General features: G+C 39.3%; 20 protein-coding genes. 5 read left to right on the top strand and 15 right to left on the bottom strand.

What is annotated here, in order from left to right; all coding sequences use genetic code 11:
• Position 1 precedes the first annotated feature (1 nt).
• Positions 2-1,426: a sodium:solute symporter gene (locus tag AWW68_RS03285; RefSeq protein WP_068216533.1), complete on the bottom strand. Its 1,425-nt coding sequence runs from the start codon at positions 1,424-1,426 to the stop codon at positions 2-4.
• Positions 1,427-1,606: 180 nt separating this feature from the next.
• On the opposite strand from AWW68_RS03285, the gene AWW68_RS03280 reads away from it, so the two are divergent.
• Entirely contained in the window at positions 1,607-2,194 is a 588-nt protein-coding gene (locus AWW68_RS03280) for a TetR/AcrR family transcriptional regulator (protein ID WP_068216531.1), read from the top strand.
• A gap of 46 nt (positions 2,195-2,240) precedes the next feature.
• Positions 2,241-2,738, top strand: coding sequence for an acyl-CoA thioesterase (locus tag AWW68_RS03275; protein WP_068216529.1), 498 nt, complete (start codon positions 2,241-2,243; stop codon positions 2,736-2,738).
• Between the two features lie 91 nt (positions 2,739-2,829).
• Here AWW68_RS03275 and AWW68_RS03270 read toward each other — a convergent pair whose 3' ends face one another.
• The 4 genes from AWW68_RS03270 to AWW68_RS03255 form a co-directional block, all read right to left on the bottom strand.
• Positions 2,830-3,612 carry a LytR/AlgR family response regulator transcription factor gene (locus AWW68_RS03270; RefSeq protein ID WP_068216527.1) on the bottom strand — a complete coding sequence of 261 codons (783 nt, stop codon included), beginning with the start codon at positions 3,610-3,612 and terminating at the stop codon, positions 2,830-2,832.
• Complete coding sequence (locus AWW68_RS03265) at positions 3,609-4,655, bottom strand: histidine kinase (RefSeq protein WP_068216525.1); 1,047 nt, start codon at positions 4,653-4,655, stop codon at positions 3,609-3,611. The genes AWW68_RS03270 and AWW68_RS03265 overlap by 4 nt, the downstream gene beginning before the upstream one ends.
• Entirely contained in the window at positions 4,652-5,680 is a 1,029-nt protein-coding gene (locus AWW68_RS03260; protein WP_157717505.1) for a sensor histidine kinase, read from the bottom strand. The genes AWW68_RS03265 and AWW68_RS03260 overlap by 4 nt, the downstream gene beginning before the upstream one ends.
• A 161-nt stretch (positions 5,681-5,841) precedes the next feature.
• Entirely contained in the window at positions 5,842-7,392 is a 1,551-nt protein-coding gene (locus tag AWW68_RS03255; RefSeq protein ID WP_221405966.1) for a hypothetical protein, read from the bottom strand.
• 426 nt (positions 7,393-7,818) lie between these two features.
• On the opposite strand from AWW68_RS03255, the gene AWW68_RS20220 reads away from it, so the two are divergent.
• Genes AWW68_RS20220 through AWW68_RS03240 form a run of 3 tightly spaced genes read left to right on the top strand, consistent with a single transcriptional unit; the run spans position 7,819 to position 10,097 of the window.
• Complete coding sequence (locus AWW68_RS20220) at positions 7,819-8,928, top strand: hypothetical protein (RefSeq protein ID WP_068216519.1); 1,110 nt, start codon at positions 7,819-7,821, stop codon at positions 8,926-8,928.
• A 47-nt stretch (positions 8,929-8,975) separates the two neighbouring features.
• On the top strand, positions 8,976-9,353 hold the full coding sequence (locus AWW68_RS03245) for a hypothetical protein (RefSeq protein WP_157717504.1): 378 nt from the start codon (positions 8,976-8,978) through the stop codon (positions 9,351-9,353).
• 48 nt (positions 9,354-9,401) lie between these two features.
• Positions 9,402-10,097, top strand: a complete 696-nt coding sequence (locus tag AWW68_RS03240) for an SIMPL domain-containing protein (RefSeq protein ID WP_068216515.1) — start codon at positions 9,402-9,404, stop codon at positions 10,095-10,097.
• Positions 10,098-10,146: 49 nt separating this feature from the next.
• On the opposite strand, the gene AWW68_RS03235 is transcribed toward AWW68_RS03240, so the two are convergent.
• From AWW68_RS03235 to AWW68_RS03190, 10 genes are all read right to left on the bottom strand, one after another.
• Entirely contained in the window at positions 10,147-11,349 is a 1,203-nt protein-coding gene (locus AWW68_RS03235; protein WP_068216513.1) for a hypothetical protein, read from the bottom strand.
• 215 nt (positions 11,350-11,564) lie between these two features.
• Entirely contained in the window at positions 11,565-12,158 is a 594-nt protein-coding gene (locus tag AWW68_RS03230) for a 2OG-Fe(II) oxygenase (RefSeq protein WP_068216512.1), read from the bottom strand.
• Positions 12,159-12,259: 101 nt separating this feature from the next.
• Complete coding sequence (gene atpC, locus AWW68_RS03225; protein ID WP_068216510.1) at positions 12,260-12,508, bottom strand: ATP synthase F1 subunit epsilon; 249 nt, start codon at positions 12,506-12,508, stop codon at positions 12,260-12,262.
• A gap of 6 nt (positions 12,509-12,514) precedes the next feature.
• Positions 12,515-14,023, bottom strand: a complete 1,509-nt coding sequence (gene atpD / locus AWW68_RS03220; protein ID WP_068216508.1) for a F0F1 ATP synthase subunit beta — start codon at positions 14,021-14,023, stop codon at positions 12,515-12,517.
• Between the two features lie 101 nt (positions 14,024-14,124).
• Positions 14,125-15,366, bottom strand: a complete 1,242-nt coding sequence (locus AWW68_RS03215; RefSeq protein ID WP_068216506.1) for a 6-bladed beta-propeller — start codon at positions 15,364-15,366, stop codon at positions 14,125-14,127.
• A gap of 17 nt (positions 15,367-15,383) precedes the next feature.
• Complete coding sequence (locus AWW68_RS03210) at positions 15,384-15,698, bottom strand: hypothetical protein (protein ID WP_068216504.1); 315 nt, start codon at positions 15,696-15,698, stop codon at positions 15,384-15,386.
• Positions 15,699-15,711: 13 nt separating this feature from the next.
• Positions 15,712-16,944, bottom strand: coding sequence for a sensor histidine kinase (locus tag AWW68_RS03205; protein ID WP_068216502.1), 1,233 nt, complete (start codon positions 16,942-16,944; stop codon positions 15,712-15,714).
• 116 nt (positions 16,945-17,060) lie between these two features.
• Entirely contained in the window at positions 17,061-18,302 is a 1,242-nt protein-coding gene (locus AWW68_RS03200) for a pyridoxal phosphate-dependent decarboxylase family protein (protein ID WP_068216500.1), read from the bottom strand.
• A 143-nt stretch (positions 18,303-18,445) separates the two neighbouring features.
• The gene (locus tag AWW68_RS03195) at positions 18,446-19,768 is read right to left on the bottom strand and encodes an ABC transporter permease (RefSeq protein ID WP_068216497.1); all 1,323 of its coding nucleotides are present in this window, start codon (positions 19,766-19,768) and stop codon (positions 18,446-18,448) included.
• A complete protein-coding gene (locus AWW68_RS03190; RefSeq protein ID WP_068216495.1) occupies positions 19,768-20,673 on the bottom strand; it encodes an ABC transporter ATP-binding protein in 906 nt (301 codons plus the stop codon). Before AWW68_RS03190 ends, AWW68_RS03195 begins: the two co-directional genes overlap by 1 nt.
• Positions 20,674-20,705: the final 32 nt, after the last annotated feature.

Raw genomic sequence — 20,705 nt, 5'->3', positions numbered from 1 at the left:
TTTACCCCTTTTTTGAAATCAAGAACAACCCTATAAAAGTCAGTGCTCCGTTCAGTGCCAGAATAAAGAACCCAAACCAGCTTCCACTAGCTAAATCTATGAAATAAGAAAGTATAGGTGCGGCCAAGCAAACAGGAAGCACATACTTATCCATTACCGATCTTTTCGTTAACAAGCCAAAGCTGAAAAGGCCCAAGAGTGGTCCGTAAGTATAGCCAGCAGCTTTAAAGATAGAGTTGATCACGCTATCATCATTAATAGCATTGAAGACTAGAATGACTAGAAACAACAGTACAGAAAAGCCAATATGAACTTTGAGTCGAGTCTTTTTCTTTTCGGCTTCTTCCTTCTTTTCGAAGTTCAAAAAGTCTACACAGAATGCGGTGGTTAAGGCTGTCAGTGCTGAGTCTGCGCTAGAATAAGCTGCGGCAATAATTCCCAATAAAAATACCACTCCCGCAAAAGTACCGAGATGGTTTAGAGCCAATAGTGGGTAAAGGGTATCCGTTCTGGCAGGGATTTCAATTCCCTTACTCTCAGCGTAAATAAACAAGAGGGCACCCATCCCAAGGAATAGTAGATTAGCAAAAATGAGCACAACACTGAATCCGAAAATGTTTTTCTGAGCCTCTTTCAGGTTTCTGCAGGTCAGGTTTTTCTGCATCATATCTTGGTCCAACCCAGTCATTACAATGGCAATTAAAGCACCAGAGATAAACTGCTTTGGAAAAAACCTCGCACTACCCCAGTCCCAATAGAAAATCTTCGACATTTCACTCTCTTGAATATTGCTGATAGCTTCTCCAAGTGACCAATCCATTTCGCGTATAATGATGAATATGGTCACTGTCACTGCAGTCAGCATAAAGAGTGTTTGTAAAGTATCCGTCCAAACTATGGTTTTGATGCCACCCTTAAAGGTGTAAACCCAAATGAGCAGAATAGTGACCATTACACTTACCCAAAACGGTATGCCAAAGGCATCGAACAAAGCCGTTTGAAGTACTATTGCTACTAAGAAGAGCCTGAAACTTGCTCCAACTACTCTTGACAGTAAGAAGAACCCAGAACCTGTCTTGTAAGACCAAAAGCCGAAACGCTGTTCCAGATAGCCATAAATAGAAACTAGATTGAGTCGGTAATAAAGTGGCATTAGGACGGTGGCAATCACTAAATAACCCAGCAGGTAACCAATCACTACCTGAAAGTATGAAAAGAAGCTATTACCCACTTCGCCAGGAACAGAGATGAATGTGACCCCTGAGAGTGAAGCGCCAATCATTCCGAAAGCCACTAAATACCAAGGGCTTTGTCGGTTAGCAGTAAAGAAAGTCTGTGTGTTGGCACCTCTAGAAGTCAATCGTGCAATAATGATCAGCATCAGAAAGTATCCGCCAATTAAGGCAATGACAAGCGTTGGACTCATGGGGTAAATATATCAGTATATAAGGGATCTGAAAATAGTAGGTAAGAATTCCAGGTAGGCTGCTGATCGCTTGATTGCTTAGCACATTAGGGCGAAAGGGTTTTGTACCACTAGAATTAAAACTAGTTTGTAGTGTGTCAAAGAAGGATTGCCTACTAATTTATTAAAGGAATGACACGAATGTCTAGACCTTTTGGTCTAATTGTGTATGTTTACATCATGAATACCCGTGAGCGCTTAATTAATGTCACTTCTGACTTAATCCGAAAGAAAGGTTACTTCGGCACGGGGATTAATGAGGTACTCAAACAAGTAGGCGTTCCTAAAGGTAGCTTGTATCATCATTTTCCTAAGGGCAAGGATGAGCTCATCCGTGAGGCCGTTTATTATGGAGGAGAAAATCAGATGCAAAAATACGGAGAAGCCTTAAGAGGAAAGACAGCCGAACAAGGTTTATCTGATATGATAGATGTAATGGTGGACGAGCTGCTAAAGTCTAATTTCGAAGATGGGTGCCCTATTGCTGCGGTGGCTATGGCGGCAGGTACTATAGATGAAGAGATTCGAGAGGCCTGTGCAAAGGTGTTTATTGGCTGGCAAAATAACTTGGAAGGGTATCTGGAAAGAAGGGGGGTAAAGAATGCACAGATTAAGGCGGAAGAACTTTATTCTATGTTTGAAGGAGCCTATGTTTTAAGTAAGGCTCATAAGGATGTTAAATATCTGTCGTTACAAAAGCGCTTTATAGAAACCATTCTGAATTCATAAAAAATTTGACTTATAATAGACCGACTGGTCGGTAAAATTTAATCTAATGACATATAACAAGCAACCCATTACTGAGAAGATAATTCGCTTTCAAGATTGTGATCCATTTGGTCATTTGAATAACTCTAAATACTTGGACTATATGATCAACGCTAGGGAAGATCATCTTATAGAAGAGTATGGTTTGAATATCTTCAACATGGCAAAACAGCATGGTAAGTCTTGGGTTGTCGGTCACAGTGAAATAGTTTATCTGAAACCAGCTGTGGTAATGGAAAAGGTTAAAGTGCAAAGTAGGTTGATTGACTTTTCTGATAGATCAGTAAAAGCCGAGATTGTAATGCTAGACTCAAATGAAGAGCATATTAAGGCAGTGCTTTGGTCTAAGTTTGTGCATTACGACTTAAAGGCTTTGAAAAGTACAGCACACTCTGCTGATTTAAGCGAGTTGTTAGAGAAAGTACATGTGCCTATTGAGGAGCAAACTTTAGAACTTAGAGCCAAAAAGTTGGTAGAAGAGGTAAGGCAAGTTCAAAAAGTATAATAAGCTCATTCTCAAACTGAGATAGAGTTTGGCAAAAAGACCATCACACGGGTGGTCTTTATTTTTAAAAAATGACAGTTAGGCTTCTAAATCATGCCTCACCATCAAACCAAACCTTAAAGGCATTTACCTTTTCCCGGCTTACAATGATTTCTCTGTCGAAACTCTGTTTAAGGATAATTTTTAGACGGCTATTGGAGTAGACAAGAACATCTTTAATGGAGTCTATTTCTACAATAAAAGTTCGGTTAACGCGGAAGAACTTCTTCGGGTCGAGCATCTCTTCCAAAGTCTCCAGTTTGTAGTCTATGATCAGTCTCCGGCCCTCATTGGTAACTATGTAGGCGTTTCTGCCTTCAGCATAAAACAGGTCTATGGTATCGGTAGTCACCGACTTAATGTGCTCCCCAATCTTCACCATAAAGCGAGTTTTATAGTCTCGCTTGCTAAGCATCTGCAAGGCACTTTGCAGGTCTATAATAGAGTTTACTTCGGCCTGACCTTGATCTTGTAATCTATTTTTAAGCGACTTGAACTTCTCAATACTTTCAGAAATGGCTTCAAAAGAAATGGGTTTCAGCAGATAGTCAATACCATTGGCCTTAAAAGCCTCAATAGCGTATTCATTATAGGCAGTAGTGAAAACCACAGGAATTTCCAGGTTCACTTCTTTGAAGATGTCGAAACTTAAACCATCAGTAAGCTGAATGTCCATGAAGAGTAGGTCTGCTTCACCGTCATTCTTCACCCAGTCAACCGCTTGCTTTACGCTCATAGCACGGCCAATTACTTCTATGTTTTCATCATAGCGCTTGAGAAGTCTTTCTACTTTTTCCGCTGCTGGAATTTCATCTTCTATTATGTAGACCTTCATATTCTGTCGTTTATATCGAGCAAAGGAAGCTTCACAAAGCCACTGCCGTACGCCTTTATTTCTATCACCGGTCGGTCGGAGAAAAATGCAAAGGCATTGTGCACGTTTTTACATCGATTCTTTATGTATTTATTCTGGCTTAGCCTCTGATTATCCGAATATTGAATCACCAAATAGCCTTCATCTCCATCCTCGTCTAAAGTAATTGTTAAGGGTTGATGCACGCTAATTATACTATTGTTAATTACGCAGTCTAGCATGGTGGGCAACGCATTCGGCACTAATAGCTTTTCTGAGTTTTTCGATTCGTTCTTTACATTAAAGTACAACTGGTCTGGATACCTTTCTTGAAAAAGATACATCAGGTTTTTTGCTGCTTTTATTTCGTCCTTAACAGTAACCAGCTCACGTTTGCGGTTTTCCAGAATATATCGGTAAACCACAGCAAGCCTATCCACAAAGTCTTCCGCCTTATCTTGATTATAATGCACTAAGGTGATTAATGTCTCAAGGCTTTGAAAGAGCAAATCTGGGTTGATTTCATTGTTAAATATCTCCAGCTGATGCTCTAGGTTTTGACGCTTGAGGTCTTCTTTCTTCAGTTCAGATTCATTCTTTACAGACAGAAAGTGAGTGCTGAGAAAGAACATAGTAAATAGCAGTCCGCTAATTCCATACACTATGACCATTTTGGTGAGAATGGCCTCGTATATGTATCCCTCATAGTACGTGAAGTAACTGTATGCGGCTAGCAATATAATGAGTGAACCAACCAGCAAATTGGTCACCAGTAGAGCTGCGATAGTGCTGGAGCTTCGTAGTCCATCATCAGATTTTCGTTCAAAACCCCGAATGATCAACCTAAGAGGTTCCGAAATTAGATAAGCCAGAATAACACAAACGAGTAATTCTGTGGTGAAAACGGTATCGTCTAATTGGGCCAAACTATTGTTGAGCAACAAGATGAGCATGTACATCATTATGCCGTAGATTGGTGGTACCACCAATCGGAATATGGGCTGATGTATCAGGTTCTTTTTCATGCAGACAACATGGGTAAACGTACCTCGAAATAGTCGTTATTCTCTATCGAAATCTCCTTTGGAGTAAAAAAGGCATATCGATTTTTAATATTATCGAGCCCTACTTTATGGCTAGCGGTTTGGCTTGGCGTACCTGTTTTATTGTTCAGTACAATCACTTCTTCCTCAGTAGCTCGAATATGAATCTTCAATGGTTCATCAGAACTGATCACATTGTGCTTTACAGCATTTTCAACCAACAGTTGAAGCGTTAATGGAGGAACAGGTTTCTTATTATATGCTGAATCTACCTCAATATTGAGCGATATAGCATCTGCATATCTAATGGTGAGCAAGTATCCGTAATCTTTTAGTGCTTCAATTTCCTCTTCTAGTTTTACCAATTGCACCTCTCTGGTGTTTAAAACATAATTGAATGTTTCGGCCAAGTTTCGAATGAAGTTTTCAGCAATGTTCGGGTCGCGATACACAAGAGATGAAATGGTGTTCATTGAGTTGAACAAATAGTGTGGGCTCAGCTGGCTTTTTAGTGCTTCAAATTGTAGCTCTAGTTGCTTTCTTTGAGACTTTAGTTTTCTGATTTGCCCAACTGTAAATTCATTGTAACTGAACCTGTTGAATTCTACTAAAGTAACAATGAACATTGTGATGAGCGAAAGTACTATGAGCTTAAGCTCAATTTGGCGAATGAACATATCTTCTGGAAACATGTCGTAATCGATTAGGCCTAAGACATTGGCCAACCAGCCAAAGAGCAACAAAGTGGCTCCTAAGAAAACAAAGTCTAGTGAAAGTCCAGCTACGAAACGGCCCAATACATTACTTCTCCAAGGTATTTGCTCATTGAGCCAGCTATTAATAGTTATTATGCCGAAGCCAATTCCTGAAGCAGCCAAAACTGTAAAACCATACAAATTCGCATCTTCCACCAAATGCGGGAGCGCGTTATTATCTGCGTAGAAAAGATAGAACAGAAACAACACTCCTATCACTACAAAGAAAAGCAGACGAAACAGTTTGGGCATTAAAATGTATTTGACTGAAGATAGGAAAAAATGAGGGTGAGCTTCAAGTCTTGCCATCGTCACCCTGAATTTATTTCAGAGTCTATTCTGAATTAGATGCTGAATCAGGTTCAGTATGACGAGTTAAAGCTCTTTAGAGGCTCACCCAAGGATAGAAAACACTAGTCGATGCAACGTGCTACACGACCATAGTATGTATCTGAGCGGATAGATCTCGCTACCGAACGAAACTCGTCTTTCACCTGATCATCGTTCAATTTTCTTACTGAGTCGCAAGCGCCTCTTAGCACCTCAGACTTGTAGTAGTCAGAGTCAATATTATCAGCAGCTTTTAGTAGGCTCATCATATGATTCTTGGTTAAGTCACCTTTAATCACATCTTTTAAAATCTTCACCTTGTAGTGGTCAGAATCGATGTTTGCCACTCTATCTAGCACTTTAGTGTATAACTCTTGAGACAGTTGCTGGTCTTTCAGTAAAGACGATAGAATTTCACTGGCATAATGATCTGAATCCATGTCGGCCACAGTTCTTAACAGCGATTCAAAGTGCTTTTCCGAAACCTGCTTGTTTTGAAAAAGGTCGTTCAAAATAACTCGTCTGTAATGGTCAGAGTCCATATATTCTATTCTGTCCATTACAGCAGCAACTACCTTATCAGACACTTCCCTTTGTCTGAGCATTGAACGGAAAGTCTCCGTAACATAATGGTCAGAATCTATTCTAGAAATAGCATTCATTAGGTTGTTGAAGGCTTCATCAGAAAGGTTTGGCCTATCTAAAGCATCCTTCAAAATGATAGTAGCATAATGATCTGAGTCTATATCTGAAGCAGATTTAACAATTAGATCTACTGTTTTGTCGTCTAAATCTCTTCTATCGAGAAGTTGCTTGAGTACTTCCGTTTTATAATGGTCTGAGTCCATACCAGAAGCAGCTTTAAGCACTTTAGCCATGGCATCTGAGTCTAAATCTTCTCTAAGCATTCTTTTTAGGATGATAGAAACGTAATGATCTGAATCCATTCTGGCTACTGCATCTAAAAAAGCAGAGGTAGACTCAGCGTTCTTTAAAAACTTATCTCCATGATCTTTAAATAGCTCTGAAATGTAATAGTCAGAATCGATCTCCTTTGTAATGTAGGCGGCTACATTTACCAATTCCTTGCTTTTAAGGTCATGGTTTTCCATTAAGGCATCGAGGTAAATTTTAGAAACATGGTCGTTTCTGATGAGGTTGACCTCCTCCATTACGGCACTGACACCTCCTTTTTTATAGAACCTTTCCACTCGGCTTTCTGCACCCATTCCTGTGGTGCGAATCACTTCAATGAGCACATTGGCTAGGAATTCTTGACCCTCTTTGCCCCAATCTTGGCGGCTTCTACCTACTCGGTATTCATAATTGATTGTTCCATCAGAATTGGGCTCAGCCAGTACCTCTCTTCTATCGCCAAAAGTGGTTTTTCTAATGAGCAGGTAACCGCCTCTTGAAATAGATTTGATGGCTTTGTCGTCATCGGTGAATACTATTTCTCCTTCATACTCAAGGTTAAGGCGTTGATTTCCGCTCTTATGAGAAACCGTGTGAACTCCACGGTTTACGGAAATTGAGGTTGATGTTTTTGATACTTGCGATTGTACATCGTGTGAAAATGAAAGTAGGGCAAGTATTGCTATTGCCACTCCCATTACCAGGCTTCTGTTCTTCATTCTTTGAGTTTTCATCTTAATAACATTTTGTTTAAGCTCCTTTAAGTGGGAGACCAATCCCACTATTTCTTGAACCTAGGCTCAGATAGAACTTAATAGTTTTTGACCTTTGGCAAATACCACGTTGCTTCAGCGGTATTGACATTACAATGATGATAAGATTGAATACAACAAAAAACCTGATCGACATGAACCGTAAGGTTTCTGGAGTGAACCGTTGAATGGTGGTAAAGACTTATATAATTAATCGTAACATATACACTGTATTGCCTTTGTGAACAATATGATATGAAATTCTATTACTGAGAAATAGACAGAGTTAGTGGCACTATACATCTTTCTAGTTTACTCATGTGTACTTAATTCAGCATGGAAATGAAAGAGTATTGGCTTTCTTTTATTTTTCTCTCGTTAACTTAGTTAGTTATGAAAAGAACACTTCGCATTGTAAGCATAGTCTTTCTCGGGCTCATCTTCTTCCTCTTTATTTTCTTTATCACCCAAAATGAACAACTCCCAGAAGGCACTTCAGGGCCAGAAGCTGATGCAATGGCGGAGAAAATGATGGAGTCTTTGAATTATGAAGCTTGGCAAGTTACACCAGAAGTTAGCTGGACATTCAAAGGAATCCATTCATATAGGTGGGATAAGATGGAAAACGTTGTGAATGTAAAATGGGACAATCATGAAGTAATTCTAAAGCCAGAAGACAAATCGGGGATTGTTCAGAACGGAGAAAACTATTCTTCTCAAGAAATTGAAGAGCTTATCAATACCTCTTGGGACTATTTTAATAATGACAGTTTTTGGCTTTATGCACCATTTAAGGCCTTCGACCCGGGAACAGAAAGGAGCATTGTGCAGCTTAAAGACGGGCGTCAAGGGCTGAAAGTCACCTACACCTCAGGTGGCTCCACTCCTGGAGATTCCTATGTATGGATATTGGATGAAAATCATCGGCCAACATCAGTCAAAATGTGGGTTTCCATTTTACCATTAGGAGGAATGGAATTCACATGGGAGAATTATAAGACTTTGGAATCTGGGGCGATGATTGCTCAAGATCATTGGCTTTATGGTAGTGTGAATATTGATATTAGCGACCTTGACTCAGATATGAATTTCTATGAAGGTTTTTATGAAGTAGCATTTAGCGATATCATTGAGGGATTAGGGAAGGAATATAGCCTGCTTTTTGAAAGTTATACATTTGACCAAAGAGATTTAAATATGTTTGCTAGCTCAATCAGCAATACCTTTCAAAAGCAATTCTCTTTAGATAGTACTCAGCAACATGTTCTTGATACTATTACTTGGAACTTTGAGTTGATCGAAAACCATGATAATTCCTCAAGAAAAACTGTTTCGATTATGTATTCCTCTCCAATGTCTATAGGAAATGGAATGTTCATGACGTCCATCGATTTTCAATTTGGAAATGAAAAGAGAAGAATAGGAAGTATTGGCTATATAGTAGTTAGGAAAGAGAATGGTAGCTGGAAAACCTTGCATTCTGAGAGTGTTTTGGAGTTCTGACAGTATATCAATATCATTCGTGCTGATTTTAAATTAGAAAGGTTATTATGAAGTTGCATATAACACACAAGTCTTTGATAATGATGATGTCTCTGATTATGATATTGCAGTCATGTTTTCCTAAAGATGAACCATCCATTACTATCATAAATAATTCAGATGATATTATTCGAGATGTCTACTATTGGCCTAGTCGGCTAGATACAATCAGTGCTCAAATTTCTATTGAATCTGGTAATAAGATTCAGGATAAATTTAACCTTGAGGAAGTTGAAACTGACGGAAGTTACCTAGTTAGCTTTCGAAGAGGGAATAACACTGATTTAGAGAAGGTAAACTTTGGTTATTTTACTTTAGGAGCCTCTCTAGATAGGAGTTTTACTCTCATAGTGATGTCAGATACTGTCCTGGTCAACTCCAAATAGTAGATCATGGCAAAGTAATTGCAAGTGCCATTGGAAACATTGACACTTATGAAAAAGCAGATATTAATACTCGCACTATTTTTTGTGGTAGCTCTGGTAAAAGGGCAGGATTCTAAAAATTTTATCGATCAGAATTACATTGAGGTAACAGGGATTGCTTATAAAGAAGTAGTTCCTGATGAAATCTATCTGAAAATTCGAATTGACGAAAAAGACAATAAAGGTCGCGAATCTATCCAAAGCTTAGAGAGAAAGATGCTCAGAAGACTAGAGTCAATCGGCATCGACATAGACAAGCAGGTAAAACTCAACGATTTCTCGAGCAATTTTCAATTCTATTTTTTAAAGCGCACTGATGTGTTCGAAAGTAAAGAATATACCATACAGGTAAGTACTGGTGCTAAAGCTGGTGAAGTAATAACAGAGCTTTCTGATATGGGTATTTCGAATGTGACTTTAGATAGAGTTGCTTATTCAGATGAGGAGGGGCTAAAGCTAGAGGTAAAAGCATTGGCTATTAAAAATGCCAAAATGAAAGCTGCTTCGTTGGCCGGAGCCTTAGATCAAACCATTGGTAGAGCTATACATATTCAGGAGTATGATAGCCCGAGAATGTTCAGGAGCAATAATATGGAAATGAAGGTAAGAGGAGCTGGTTCAATGAATGATCAATCTCTACCGGAAGTTGGTTTTGAGAAGATAAGAGTTGACGCTAGCGTTCAGGTAAAATTCATATTAAACTAAAAGAGGGAGCACTTGCTCCCTCCTTTCACTTTTACTTACTCTAAACTAATTAATGTTCGTGATCGTCATGAGCCAAGTTTCCCATTAGCGCCATCCTAGCTGGTTTACCAGGTAGGTCTATTCTTGAAACAAACTCAAGGTTTTCCTTTTTGTACATGCTAATAGAGCCATTTATACCATCTGAGATATATAGAAACTCTTCACTCGCAACGTATGTAGGAGCGCCAGTTGAACCTGACTCAGGGAAGTTGATTTCTAAGTTTTTAGAAGCGATAGTTGTAAAACCGTGTCCATCTAATACTTTAACTAGACCATCTGAGTAAACCAAGATGAGGTTATGACCTTCCCAGTCGAAAGTAGCGGCAACCAATTTGTCGTTTTCTTCAATCACTTCTATGGTTTCAGTAGCTAGGTCTATCTCATAAACACCTCTACCAGAATCGAAACCGATAAACACTTCACTTTCGGCACCATAAAGAATTGAACCGATCCACTCATCGCCAAACGAAGCAGGATTAGCAATTAAAGATTGAGTTCCATCTTGATTTACTCTAAGAATGCCCTCAACACAACCGAATAGCACAGTTTCACCATTACCCGCTTCTCCATGAATACCTCCAGTTTGTATTGTGGAAGCGTGAAGTTCGTTGCCGTCCATATCAATGACTCTAACCCTTTCAGGTAAAGTCCAGGCAGTACTACCGTCTTTTTGGGTAACGGCAATAGTACCGTTCTTGAACAATGCAGGTGCACCATGATGGGCCGTACCAATGCTAAAGGTTCTGGCCGATGCTTCAGAATGAAGTGTACTTTCTTTAAAATGGGAAATAGTACCATCACCATCGTTGAAAACAAGCATGTTGTCACCTCTTCCATAGAAGTGAACAGGTCTGTTTCCAGTAGATTTAGTCAAGGCCCATTTGGGAGTACCTTTAATATGAGCATGGTCTTCATGCCCTTCAATGCCACTGTCGAAGAAGGCAGCTGAATTTTCAGAAGTATTGATTACTGAAACATATCTGCCGCTGGGGCTGGTATATAATCTTCCTGCAGCATATTGCCCAGCAACGGTCTCCAAAGTTCCCTCACTAGGATTAATTACGTAGTAATTGCTAGCCTCTACATCCGAAGCAAGAATTCGGACAAATTGTCCTTCAGTATCAATCTCAATTGGTTCATTTCCATTATCATCATCGCATGATACCAACATTACAGCAGCCAGAGCCACTAAAAAAAATCCCTTTTTAATCATTTCTAAAATTTACATTTGCAACAATGATGCAAACATAAAGTATAGACTTTTAATCGCAACAACGTTGCAAGTAAATTATTTTAGTGGTAATCTGGCCTGATGTGATTTACAGGGATTATGGAAGGGACATCATTATGCGCTAAAAACGAAGTTCAGCTTTTAGCATCCTATTAGGTGCAAAATCAAAGCTGGGGCGTCTTCCGATTGAGTAGCAATTATCTATAAGGAGGTCCGGCCAGCCATGCTACAATGGACTGCCGGACTCCCTTGGTAATGGGAGTTACCCGGTGCATAATAAATGAAGGGAAGACAACCACAGTGCCCTTAGTTCTTGGAGCATTATGATAGTTTTTGTTGATCATGAATTGAAGATCTCCACCTTCATATTCTTCTGGGTCAGAAAGTTGGACGGAGATACTGAGCTTTCGGTGTGAAATTTCACCGGCACCAAAATCCAGATGCCAATCGAAGAAATCACCCTCACCATATCTGGCCAATTGTAGTTCATGATGAAAGCCTAAGAGGTCGTACCCATATCTTTCATGGTTACACTGAATACCTAATTGCCCAATTTTTTGATAGAGCCAGATATTCTCTTCTGAATCTTTGATAAAAGTGAGTTTCGTTTTACGCAATGTCTCATCCGTTGTCTTTCCTCCTCCGCTTAGGGTAGCATCTACTTCATTCTCAGAACTCCAGAGGTTCCTAATTTTATCAACTTCCTGAGGATTAAAGAACCCTTCATAGAATACAAATTCGGCAAAATGAGGTCTGGTGGCTTGTTGGAATGGGAATACGATTGGATTCATCTGGCGTTTATCAATTCAATAAAGAAAGTCAGAAATTTTTAGCCAACAAAAAACCCTGACCATTACTGATCAGGGTTTCTATTTATGTTTTGTTTGAAGTCTTAGTCTTCTATAACAGACTCAGCAAGTACTACTACTTTGTTGTTCAGTACCTCCATAACTCCTCCATCTATTACTACCACTTCTTCTTTTCCAGAAGCTTTGATAGTCATCTTACCCTTTCCAAGGGAAGAGATCATAGGGGCGTGATTGCTGAGCACTTGAAACTCGCCATCACTACCAGGGAAGGTTACTGCAGAAGCTTCTCCTTCAAAAACCTTTTTGTCAGGTGTTACAACTTCTAATAGCATACTCAATTATTTAGCGGCATCAGCCATCAACTTCTCACCTTTAGCTCTTGCTTCCTCGATAGTACCTACCAAGTTGAAAGCAGCTTCAGGAAGATCATCGTGCTTACCATCAAGAATTTCGTTGAAACCTTTGATAGTATCTTTAATGTCTACAAGCACCCCTTTCAAACCAGTAAATTGCTCAGCAACGTGGAATGGTTGAGAAAGGAATCTTTGAACACGTCTTGCTCTAGATACAGTTAGCTTATCCTCGTCAGACAATTCGTCCATACCAAGAATTGCAATGATATCTTGAAGTTCTTTATATCTCTGTAACGTTTCCTTCACTCTCTGCGCACAGTCATAGTGCTCATTACCAAGAATGTCTGGAGTCAAGATTCTTGAAGTAGAATCTAGAGGATCTACTGCAGGGTAGATACCAAGCTCAGCAATCTTTCTTGAAAGTACGGTAGTAGCATCCAAGTGAGCGAAAGTAGTTGCAGGAGCAGGGTCAGTTAAGTCATCCGCAGGAACGTAAACGGCCTGTACGGAAGTAATTGAACCATTCTTAGTTGAAGTAATTCTTTCTTGCATAGCACCCATTTCAGTTGCTAGAGTAGGCTGATAACCTACAGCAGATGGCATACGACCAAGAAGGGCCGATACCTCAGAACCTGCCTGAGTGAAACGGAAAATGTTATCGATAAAGAATAGAATATCTTTCCCTTGTCCATCACCTTCACCATCACGGAAGTACTCAGCAATAGTAAGACCAGAAAGGGCCACCCTTGCTCTCGCACCTGGAGGTTCGTTCATCTGACCGAACACGAAGGTTGCTTTAGACTCGGCTAATTTGTTTTTGTCTACTTTAGAAAGATCCCATCCGCCTTCTTCCATAGAGTGCATAAAGTCGTCACCGTAAGTTACAATGCCAGACTCAATCATCTCACGAAGCAAGTCGTTTCCTTCTCTAGTTCTTTCACCAACACCAGCAAATACAGAAAGACCTGAATAAGCTTTTGCAATGTTGTTGATCAACTCCTGAATCAATACAGTTTTACCTACACCGGCACCACCGAACAATCCAATTTTACCACCCTTTGCATAAGGCTCGATAAGGTCGATTACCTTAATACCAGTGAAAAGAACTTCAGTTGATGTAGAAAGATCTTCGAACTTAGGAGCAGGTCTGTGAATAGGGAGTTTTTTATCTCCTTTAGGCTGATCGATACCATCGATGGCCTGACCTACTACGTTGAAAAGTCTACCTTTAATGTCGTCACCAATAGGCATAGCAATAGCAGTACCAGTGTCTACTACGTCCATTCCTCTAGTTAGACCTTCAGAAGAGTCCATTGCAATGGTTCTCACTCTGTCTTCACCAAGGTGCTGCTGACACTCCAGCACAACCACTTGGCCATTTTCTTTTGTTACTTCAAGTGCATCTAAGATGTTCGGCAACTTGGCTCCTTGAGCGTCAAAACTAACGTCTACAACCGGGCCAATTACCTGCGTGATCTTTCCAATATTCGCCATCTGTTATTCTTTATAGAAAGGAAAAACGGGGTTATTTTTTCTGCGTGCAAAGGTAAGCGGATAATGTGTTAAACCAAAAGGATATTGTGAACAATAATTGTCTAATCGATAGATTTATACCTGGTGAAAATGAGAACAGGATTTTCGCTAATATTTTTATCCTTAGTTTCTTTAAATAGCTGGTAATCTGCTAGCTCCTCTAATTCTTTTTCAGAAAACTTACTCTCAAAAAAATTAACGAGATTTAGAATTCGCTCTTCTGAAAGAATCGTCACAAAGTTGTCCTTAAACACACCTGATGGTCTCATTCGAAAGCTTCCTTTGTCACGAATCAAATGTCGATAAGTCAAGCTTTTCTTACTGTCTTTATCATATACAGTTTGATAAAATTCCCCTGACATATAGAAGGTAAAGTACACAGTTGTTCTTGTTTCGTAGAAATCGGATACTGAATAGACAAGTCCTGATTCAATTATGTATTGATGAAATTTTATCATTGGGCCGTTAAAAGATTTTAAAATATTATCATTTAAATTTCTAGGTCCAAAATCTAAATAGTAATGTGGTTTTAGATTGAAATTTTCCGTGTGCAGGTTATATATTGTACTCGAATAAAGTGGCACATAATTCAAATTGAGATTCTCATAGCTTCGAAATATATTGTTCTTTGTTACTAGCCGAATTTTGTCCAGCGATTTTTCCGATTGTGGGAAATGGGTTTTCAATAGATTGTTTAATGAATCTGTGATGTATACAACACTATTGTTGTAGTTATCTCCATTAAATTGCCCGTTAGGTATAGTGCTATTATGGAAGAGTCTACCACCATTACCTATTGGAGAAAATGATTTTGTAAAAAAATCATAGCTCTTCGCTGACACGAAGGCTCCTGTGCTTAAATCATACTGTACAATTCTTTGTCTTCTAGTATCTAAGACCTCAAGTGTTTTATTGATAAAGTTTACCCCTATGTCATCGATTTCAATATACTCTTCTGGCCCATATCCAGGCTTTTCGATAAAGAATTTCATTTGGCCATCCAAGTCAAAGCAGAATATACGATCACCAAAATTGTCCGATATAAAAAATGATTGATTAGAGAAGACTAGTTTATCGACAGAGAATACAGGAATTGAGTCCGATTTTAAATAAACAATTTTAACAGAACTGTCAATTACTTCTGATTCTAGAGCTGTCTCCAGATCGAAATTAATTTTTATAGTGTCTATTTTAAACCCTTCAACAACACTATATCCTTTCTTATCCCCTTTTCTACAAGAATAAATGGAGCAAAAGATAAAGCAAAAAATAATAAGCCCTCGCAGCTTAAGAGTGTTTGTCATCTTTAAGCTTAAGCTAACTATAGGTCTTCTATACAAACGGTCTCTATAAGTTCTCTATCTGCAACGGATAGTTGAGTAGGGGTACACTTATTCATTGCGTACTCACATCTGTAAGCAGTGTAAGTTATTTCATACTCAGCAAAACACGCAGAATTTCCGGGGCCAGAATAATCAACAAATTCGGTTGTTGTTACTGCCCAAAGCTCATACCATCCCCATTCATGTGATTGAGCTTTTAATTCTTGACCTAATTCAAATGAATCAGTTTGAGAATTATAAAATGGAGTGATAGAAAAGAGGACAACTAGAATAGTTATACGTATGTGTTTCATTTCTAAAAATAAGTCAAATATCTTTATATATCAAAACAATTCGGAATGTTGTGCCAACGTCTGCGTGTGAGGACTTTACAAATATTTTACCTTGATGATAGTTTTCAATAATTCGTTTGGCAAGTGCTAAACCTAGACCCCAGCCGCGTTTCTTAGTGGTAAAACCTGGTTTAAATACGTTCTTCACTTTTCCTTTCGGAATTCCTTTACCGTCATCAGATATATCTACAAATACTTCGTTAGACGATTCTAAACCAATTGTAACATTAATGTTGCCAATGCCACTCATAGCATCCACTCCATTTTTAACAATATTCTCTATTACCCATTCGAAAAGAGGCTTATTAATTTTGGCTTTTAGGTCGTGCATATCGGTCTCCACGTTCATGATTACCTTTGATGATAGCCTTGGTCTTAAATAGTTGAGGCAGTTGTTTACCACCTCATAAACAGGTTCATTTTTTAGTACTGGAACAGAACCTATATTGGAAAATCTAGAGGTGATTCGCTCTAAACGCTCTATATCTTTATCGAGCTCAATAATAACCTCCTCCTTTTCCTTCATTTCTGGCATGGCCCGAATGTATTCCATCCAAGCCATGAGTGATGATAGGGGAGTGCCTAGCTGATGTGCAGTTTCTTTGGCCATACCAACCCAAACACGGTTTTGCTCCGCTGTACGTGAATAAGAGAAGGCCAAATAGGCAATAAATGCGAATATGGCAATTACCGAAAGTTGAATAAATGGATAGGCCCTTAGCTGCCTAAGTATGTATGAATTGCGATAGTAAACATACTGAATGTCACTAATAGAACCATCGTTGGCATTGCGTACCATTATGGTGAATGGCTTATTCTCCCTTTTCATCTTCTCCAACGTTGTTTCTAACTGAATTTCTCTTTGAGAGGTACTTGATAAAGAGTCTACCACATTCCTAGACAATAGTATCTCTTGCGATGCAGAGTCTACCAAAATGACTGGTAAGGTATTGGAGGGAGTAATAATATTGTTGGTAATAAAAGTAAGTGAAGATTCGTCTGCTAAGACTGAGCCCGAAAACTCAATAGCCTTTGCCCAAAGCTCAATTTTCTCTTCCTCTCCTTCCTTGAGTCTGTCTACTAACTGATCGGTATAAATAATTGAGCCAGAACCAATGATCAAGGCAACCACTAAGATGAACCATTTAATCTTAGATTGATTGGTATAGAAGTCTATCTTAAAGCCGCCTTTGAAAGGGTTTTGCATATGGTGTTAACGCTCAATACCTCACTTTTGCTGTTTGGTAAAAATGAAATTTAATGATAATTCATCACTTCACTAGTGGCAACCATATTTGGTCGAATAGTGAGTCTTGAGGCTTTTCACTTACGGGTCTGCAACTCAGCGTCTAAATCGAGCAAAAACCTATCTAGCAATCCTTGCTGAACATGATCCATTACTACAATCTTGAACCACTTGGCATTATCGCCATGAGCATCTGGAACCAGAAGGTACTTTTCGGCCAATTTAGGAGTGATGTATTTAGATTTTATAGTAACGATATTCACATCTGGGTTTCGGAAATATTCAACCCCTCGTTCGTCCAAATTGCTGCACAGTCTATCGGTTTTCTTTTGAAGCTTCTCAATCTTGGCCTTCCAGCCGGCAGAACCATAAGTTCTCATAATCATCCAAACGGCAACAGCATTCGCTCCCGATCTACTTCCGACTAAAGTGTAATCCTTCCCTTTAACGTAATTGGCTTCTTCTGTTAGGGCGTATTCCATAAACCCTTTGCGGGTAAGGTAAATGCCAGTTCCATAAGGAGATTGTAGCATTTTATGTCCATCTAGGGTGAAAGAGTTAATCTTTGGGTTTTCGAAAGTGTAAGATTTACTTTCAGTTAAAAAAGGATAGATGAAACCACCATAAGCACCATCTATATGAACCTTGTAGTCAACGGCCAGATCATCTAACCAACCCGTGATTTCGTCAATATCATCTACCGAGCCAAACATGGTAGTAGACATGCTCATGATAACGATGAAATGCTTTACCCCACTTTCTTTGGTCGTTTTGATACACTCTATCAAACTCTCTTGAGTTACTCTTCTGGTTTCCTCATCTACTTTGGTTACGTAACTTTTGAGGCCTAGCAGTCTGCAAGCTTTGGGCATAGAATAATGAGCATCTTCAGAATAAAGTACAGCTACCTCATTTGCATTAGCCTCGAACTCTATTTCATAATAGCGCTTAAGAATCCAAATGGCTTGAATATTAGCTTCAGTGCCTCCAGAAGCCACATAACCATCAAAATCTTCTTCTCCACCTTCAAAGATTTCTTTCGCGCAAAGGTCAATTAGTTCTCTTTCAATTTGGTGAGTACCGGTAAAAGCTGCTTCCGACTCATTCAGCGTATGGCAGCCAATGTGGTTAGGATTGGCAATGAGTGTAGAAAGAAAGGGAGCATCTTTTAAGAAAGGAGCATCGTCATAAAAAACTTCAGGATCTAGATAAGATGCAGGCAGTCCCAGAACAGGTTTTTCCCTATAATCTAAATTCTGCTTCAGCGCATTACTGACAACCTCTTTAATCTTTTGGTGCGAATAACTCTCCCAGTGCATATTTTCTATATTCAATTAAAATGCAAATATATAAGGCTGAGTTTAGATTTAGCCCTCGCTTCAGTTATGAACATGTCGTGAAAAGAAAAGGCCGAAGCTCCATTCTAGAACTTCGGCCTTTTAATAATTTTTATAGCTTGAGGTTACACCTTCATGGTGAACCACTTTTTCATCACTTTCCAGTTCACTTTAACTCCGTACATCAAGATTCCGATTCTGTAAATTCTACCAGCTATATAGATGGTACCCACAAAACCTGCAATCAATAACACCATTGAAAGTGCTAATTGCCAATCTGGTACTCCAAATGGAATTCTAGCCATCATAATAATTGGCGAAGTAAGCGGAATCATTGATAGCGTTACTGCCAAACCTCCATTTGGGTCTTCCAACACAAAGAACATGGCCATAATTGACACAATGATGGGAATGATGATAGGGAACATAAACTGCTGAGCATCTTGCAAACTATCTACCGCAGAACCTACTGCTGCATACAATGCTCCGTAGAGGAAGTACGCACCTAAGAAGAAGAATAGGAAGCAAAGAAGAATTTTCACCACCGGAACTGAAGCAATCATACCCTGAATATTGGCTGCCATTTCCTGTTGCTGACTCATAGCCTCCTGAGGCATTTGTTGAGATGCAGCTTCCATCATTACATCATTTCCACCAGATAGGATCCCCAATCCAAGTGTAGAAAGGCCTCCAATTAGCACAATCCATATCAATAGTTGTGTGAAGCCTACTGCACCAACACCCAGCACCTTACCCATCATTAGTTGGAAAGGACGAACCGAAGAGACAATTACCTCTACAATTCGGCTGGTTTTTTCATCGAGTACAGACTGCATAATTTGGCCACCATACACAAAAATGAACATGTATATCAGGAAGCCCATTCCGTAGCCAATAGCATAGCTTAGTCCACTATTACTTTCTTTTGCTTCTCCTGTTTCGGTGATATTAAAAGTATCTAAGCCTACTCTAGCTTGAAGGTTGGCTACTACATCGGCATCTAAACCAGAGCGCTGAAGCTTGAGATCTTCAATGCGTCTTTCCATAGCCCTCTCTATAGATTCAAGGGTTCTAAAACTTGGGTTGGTGGTAGAATAGAACTCAAACCCTTCGAAGCGAGATACAGAAATATCTGACAAATCTAGCTCGGGAATGTATAATAAACCGAAGGCGCCTTCATCGTCAAACTTAGCTTTCTGGTCATCTAATGAACCTGTAACGAAAGTAAAGTCGTACCCACTTACATCAAATACATTCTCGAAATAACCACTCTGATCTAATACTCTTATTTCATCGTGACCAGAGTCTTTATCTCTAGTAGCAAAATAGGCTATAGCGAAAATTATGGTTGGAATTACTAGTGGAGTTAAGAGTGTAGCCAATAAGAATGACTTCTTTTTTACCCTGGTTAAGTACTCTCGCTTTAGGACTAAAAATATTTTATTCATTATTGGCCTCCTTTCACTAAGCTGATGAAAATATCGTTGATTGATGGAATGATTTCGATAAACGAGTGCACCTCGATTTTACCGATAAGCTCTTGAAGCAGAATATTTGGAGACTCTCCGTTTTTGGCCTCAATGGTGGCCTTGTTTAGACCTAACTCAGAGATAGAGTTATTCAGAATTTTGATGCTTGGGCTCTCTGCTAAAGATCCTTTGAAGATTACTTCATACTGATTAAGCTTGTAAGAATTACGGATGTCATTCTTTTTGCCATCAAGAATTTTCTGCGACTTGTTAATGAGTGCTATATGATCGCACAACTGCTCTACAGATTCCATTCTATGCGTAGAGAAAATAACGGTTGCACCTTTTTCGCGCAGCTCGAATATTTCATCTTTTATCAGATTGGCATTCACTGGGTCGAATCCTGAAAATGGCTCATCTAGAATAAGCAACTCTGGCTCATGAAGCACGGTGGCAATGAACTGAATTTTTTGGGCCATACCTTTAGAAAGGTCTTCCACCTTTTTTCCGGCCCAATCGCTTAATCCTAGTTTTTCTAACCAGAACTTAATGCGTTTTCTGGCTTCGGAATTAGAAAGGCCTTTGAGTTGAGCTAGGTACATGAGCTGTTCGCCCACTTTCATTTTTTTGTAAAGACCTCGCTCTTCCGGAAGGTATCCAATTACACCAATGTGCTTTGGGTCTAGCTTTTCGCCATTGATGAGTACTTCGCCCTCATCGGCCATAATAATCTGGTTAACAATACGGATTAGAGTGGTTTTCCCTGCCCCGTTAGGTCCTAAGAGCCCAAAGATGGACTGCTTTGGGATGCTGATGCTTACGTCATTCAATGCAGTATGTTCAGCATACCGCTTGGTGACATTATTCGCCTCTAGAATGTTCAAAACAGTTTGAGTTTAAGTTGTCTTTGAAGTTA

Source organism: Roseivirga spongicola, assembly GCF_001592965.1.
GTDB lineage: Bacteria > Bacteroidota > Bacteroidia > Cytophagales > Cyclobacteriaceae > Roseivirga > Roseivirga spongicola.
Note: the sequence above shows the minus strand (reverse complement) of the source record. Positions and strands in the feature narration are given on the sequence as shown.

What these genes read in the sequence shown, in the direction of transcription:
- AWW68_RS03285 (WP_068216533.1), bottom strand. Translation starts at nt 1,426, where the DNA reads ATGAGTCCAACGCTTGTCATTGCCTTAATTGGCGGATACTTTCTGATG.
- AWW68_RS03280 (WP_068216531.1), top strand. Translation starts at nt 1,607, where the DNA reads ATGTCTAGACCTTTTGGTCTAATTGTGTATGTTTACATCATGAATACC.
- AWW68_RS03275 (WP_068216529.1), top strand. Translation starts at nt 2,241, where the DNA reads ATGACATATAACAAGCAACCCATTACTGAGAAGATAATTCGCTTTCAA.
- AWW68_RS03270 (WP_068216527.1), bottom strand. Translation starts at nt 3,612, where the DNA reads ATGAAGGTCTACATAATAGAAGATGAAATTCCAGCAGCGGAAAAAGTA.
- AWW68_RS03265 (WP_068216525.1), bottom strand. Translation starts at nt 4,655, where the DNA reads ATGAAAAAGAACCTGATACATCAGCCCATATTCCGATTGGTGGTACCA.
- AWW68_RS03260 (WP_157717505.1), bottom strand. Translation starts at nt 5,680, where the DNA reads ATGCCCAAACTGTTTCGTCTGCTTTTCTTTGTAGTGATAGGAGTGTTG.
- AWW68_RS03255 (WP_221405966.1), bottom strand. Translation starts at nt 7,392, where the DNA reads ATGAAGAACAGAAGCCTGGTAATGGGAGTGGCAATAGCAATACTTGCC.
- AWW68_RS20220 (WP_068216519.1), top strand. Translation starts at nt 7,819, where the DNA reads ATGAAAAGAACACTTCGCATTGTAAGCATAGTCTTTCTCGGGCTCATC.
- AWW68_RS03245 (WP_157717504.1), top strand. Translation starts at nt 8,976, where the DNA reads ATGAAGTTGCATATAACACACAAGTCTTTGATAATGATGATGTCTCTG.
- AWW68_RS03240 (WP_068216515.1), top strand. Translation starts at nt 9,402, where the DNA reads ATGAAAAAGCAGATATTAATACTCGCACTATTTTTTGTGGTAGCTCTG.
- AWW68_RS03235 (WP_068216513.1), bottom strand. Translation starts at nt 11,349, where the DNA reads ATGATTAAAAAGGGATTTTTTTTAGTGGCTCTGGCTGCTGTAATGTTG.
- AWW68_RS03230 (WP_068216512.1), bottom strand. Translation starts at nt 12,158, where the DNA reads ATGAATCCAATCGTATTCCCATTCCAACAAGCCACCAGACCTCATTTT.
- atpC (WP_068216510.1), bottom strand. Translation starts at nt 12,508, where the DNA reads ATGCTATTAGAAGTTGTAACACCTGACAAAAAGGTTTTTGAAGGAGAA.
- atpD (WP_068216508.1), bottom strand. Translation starts at nt 14,023, where the DNA reads ATGGCGAATATTGGAAAGATCACGCAGGTAATTGGCCCGGTTGTAGAC.
- AWW68_RS03215 (WP_068216506.1), bottom strand. Translation starts at nt 15,366, where the DNA reads ATGACAAACACTCTTAAGCTGCGAGGGCTTATTATTTTTTGCTTTATC.
- AWW68_RS03210 (WP_068216504.1), bottom strand. Translation starts at nt 15,698, where the DNA reads ATGAAACACATACGTATAACTATTCTAGTTGTCCTCTTTTCTATCACT.
- AWW68_RS03205 (WP_068216502.1), bottom strand. Translation starts at nt 16,944, where the DNA reads ATGCAAAACCCTTTCAAAGGCGGCTTTAAGATAGACTTCTATACCAAT.
- AWW68_RS03200 (WP_068216500.1), bottom strand. Translation starts at nt 18,302, where the DNA reads ATGCACTGGGAGAGTTATTCGCACCAAAAGATTAAAGAGGTTGTCAGT.
- AWW68_RS03195 (WP_068216497.1), bottom strand. Translation starts at nt 19,768, where the DNA reads ATGAATAAAATATTTTTAGTCCTAAAGCGAGAGTACTTAACCAGGGTA.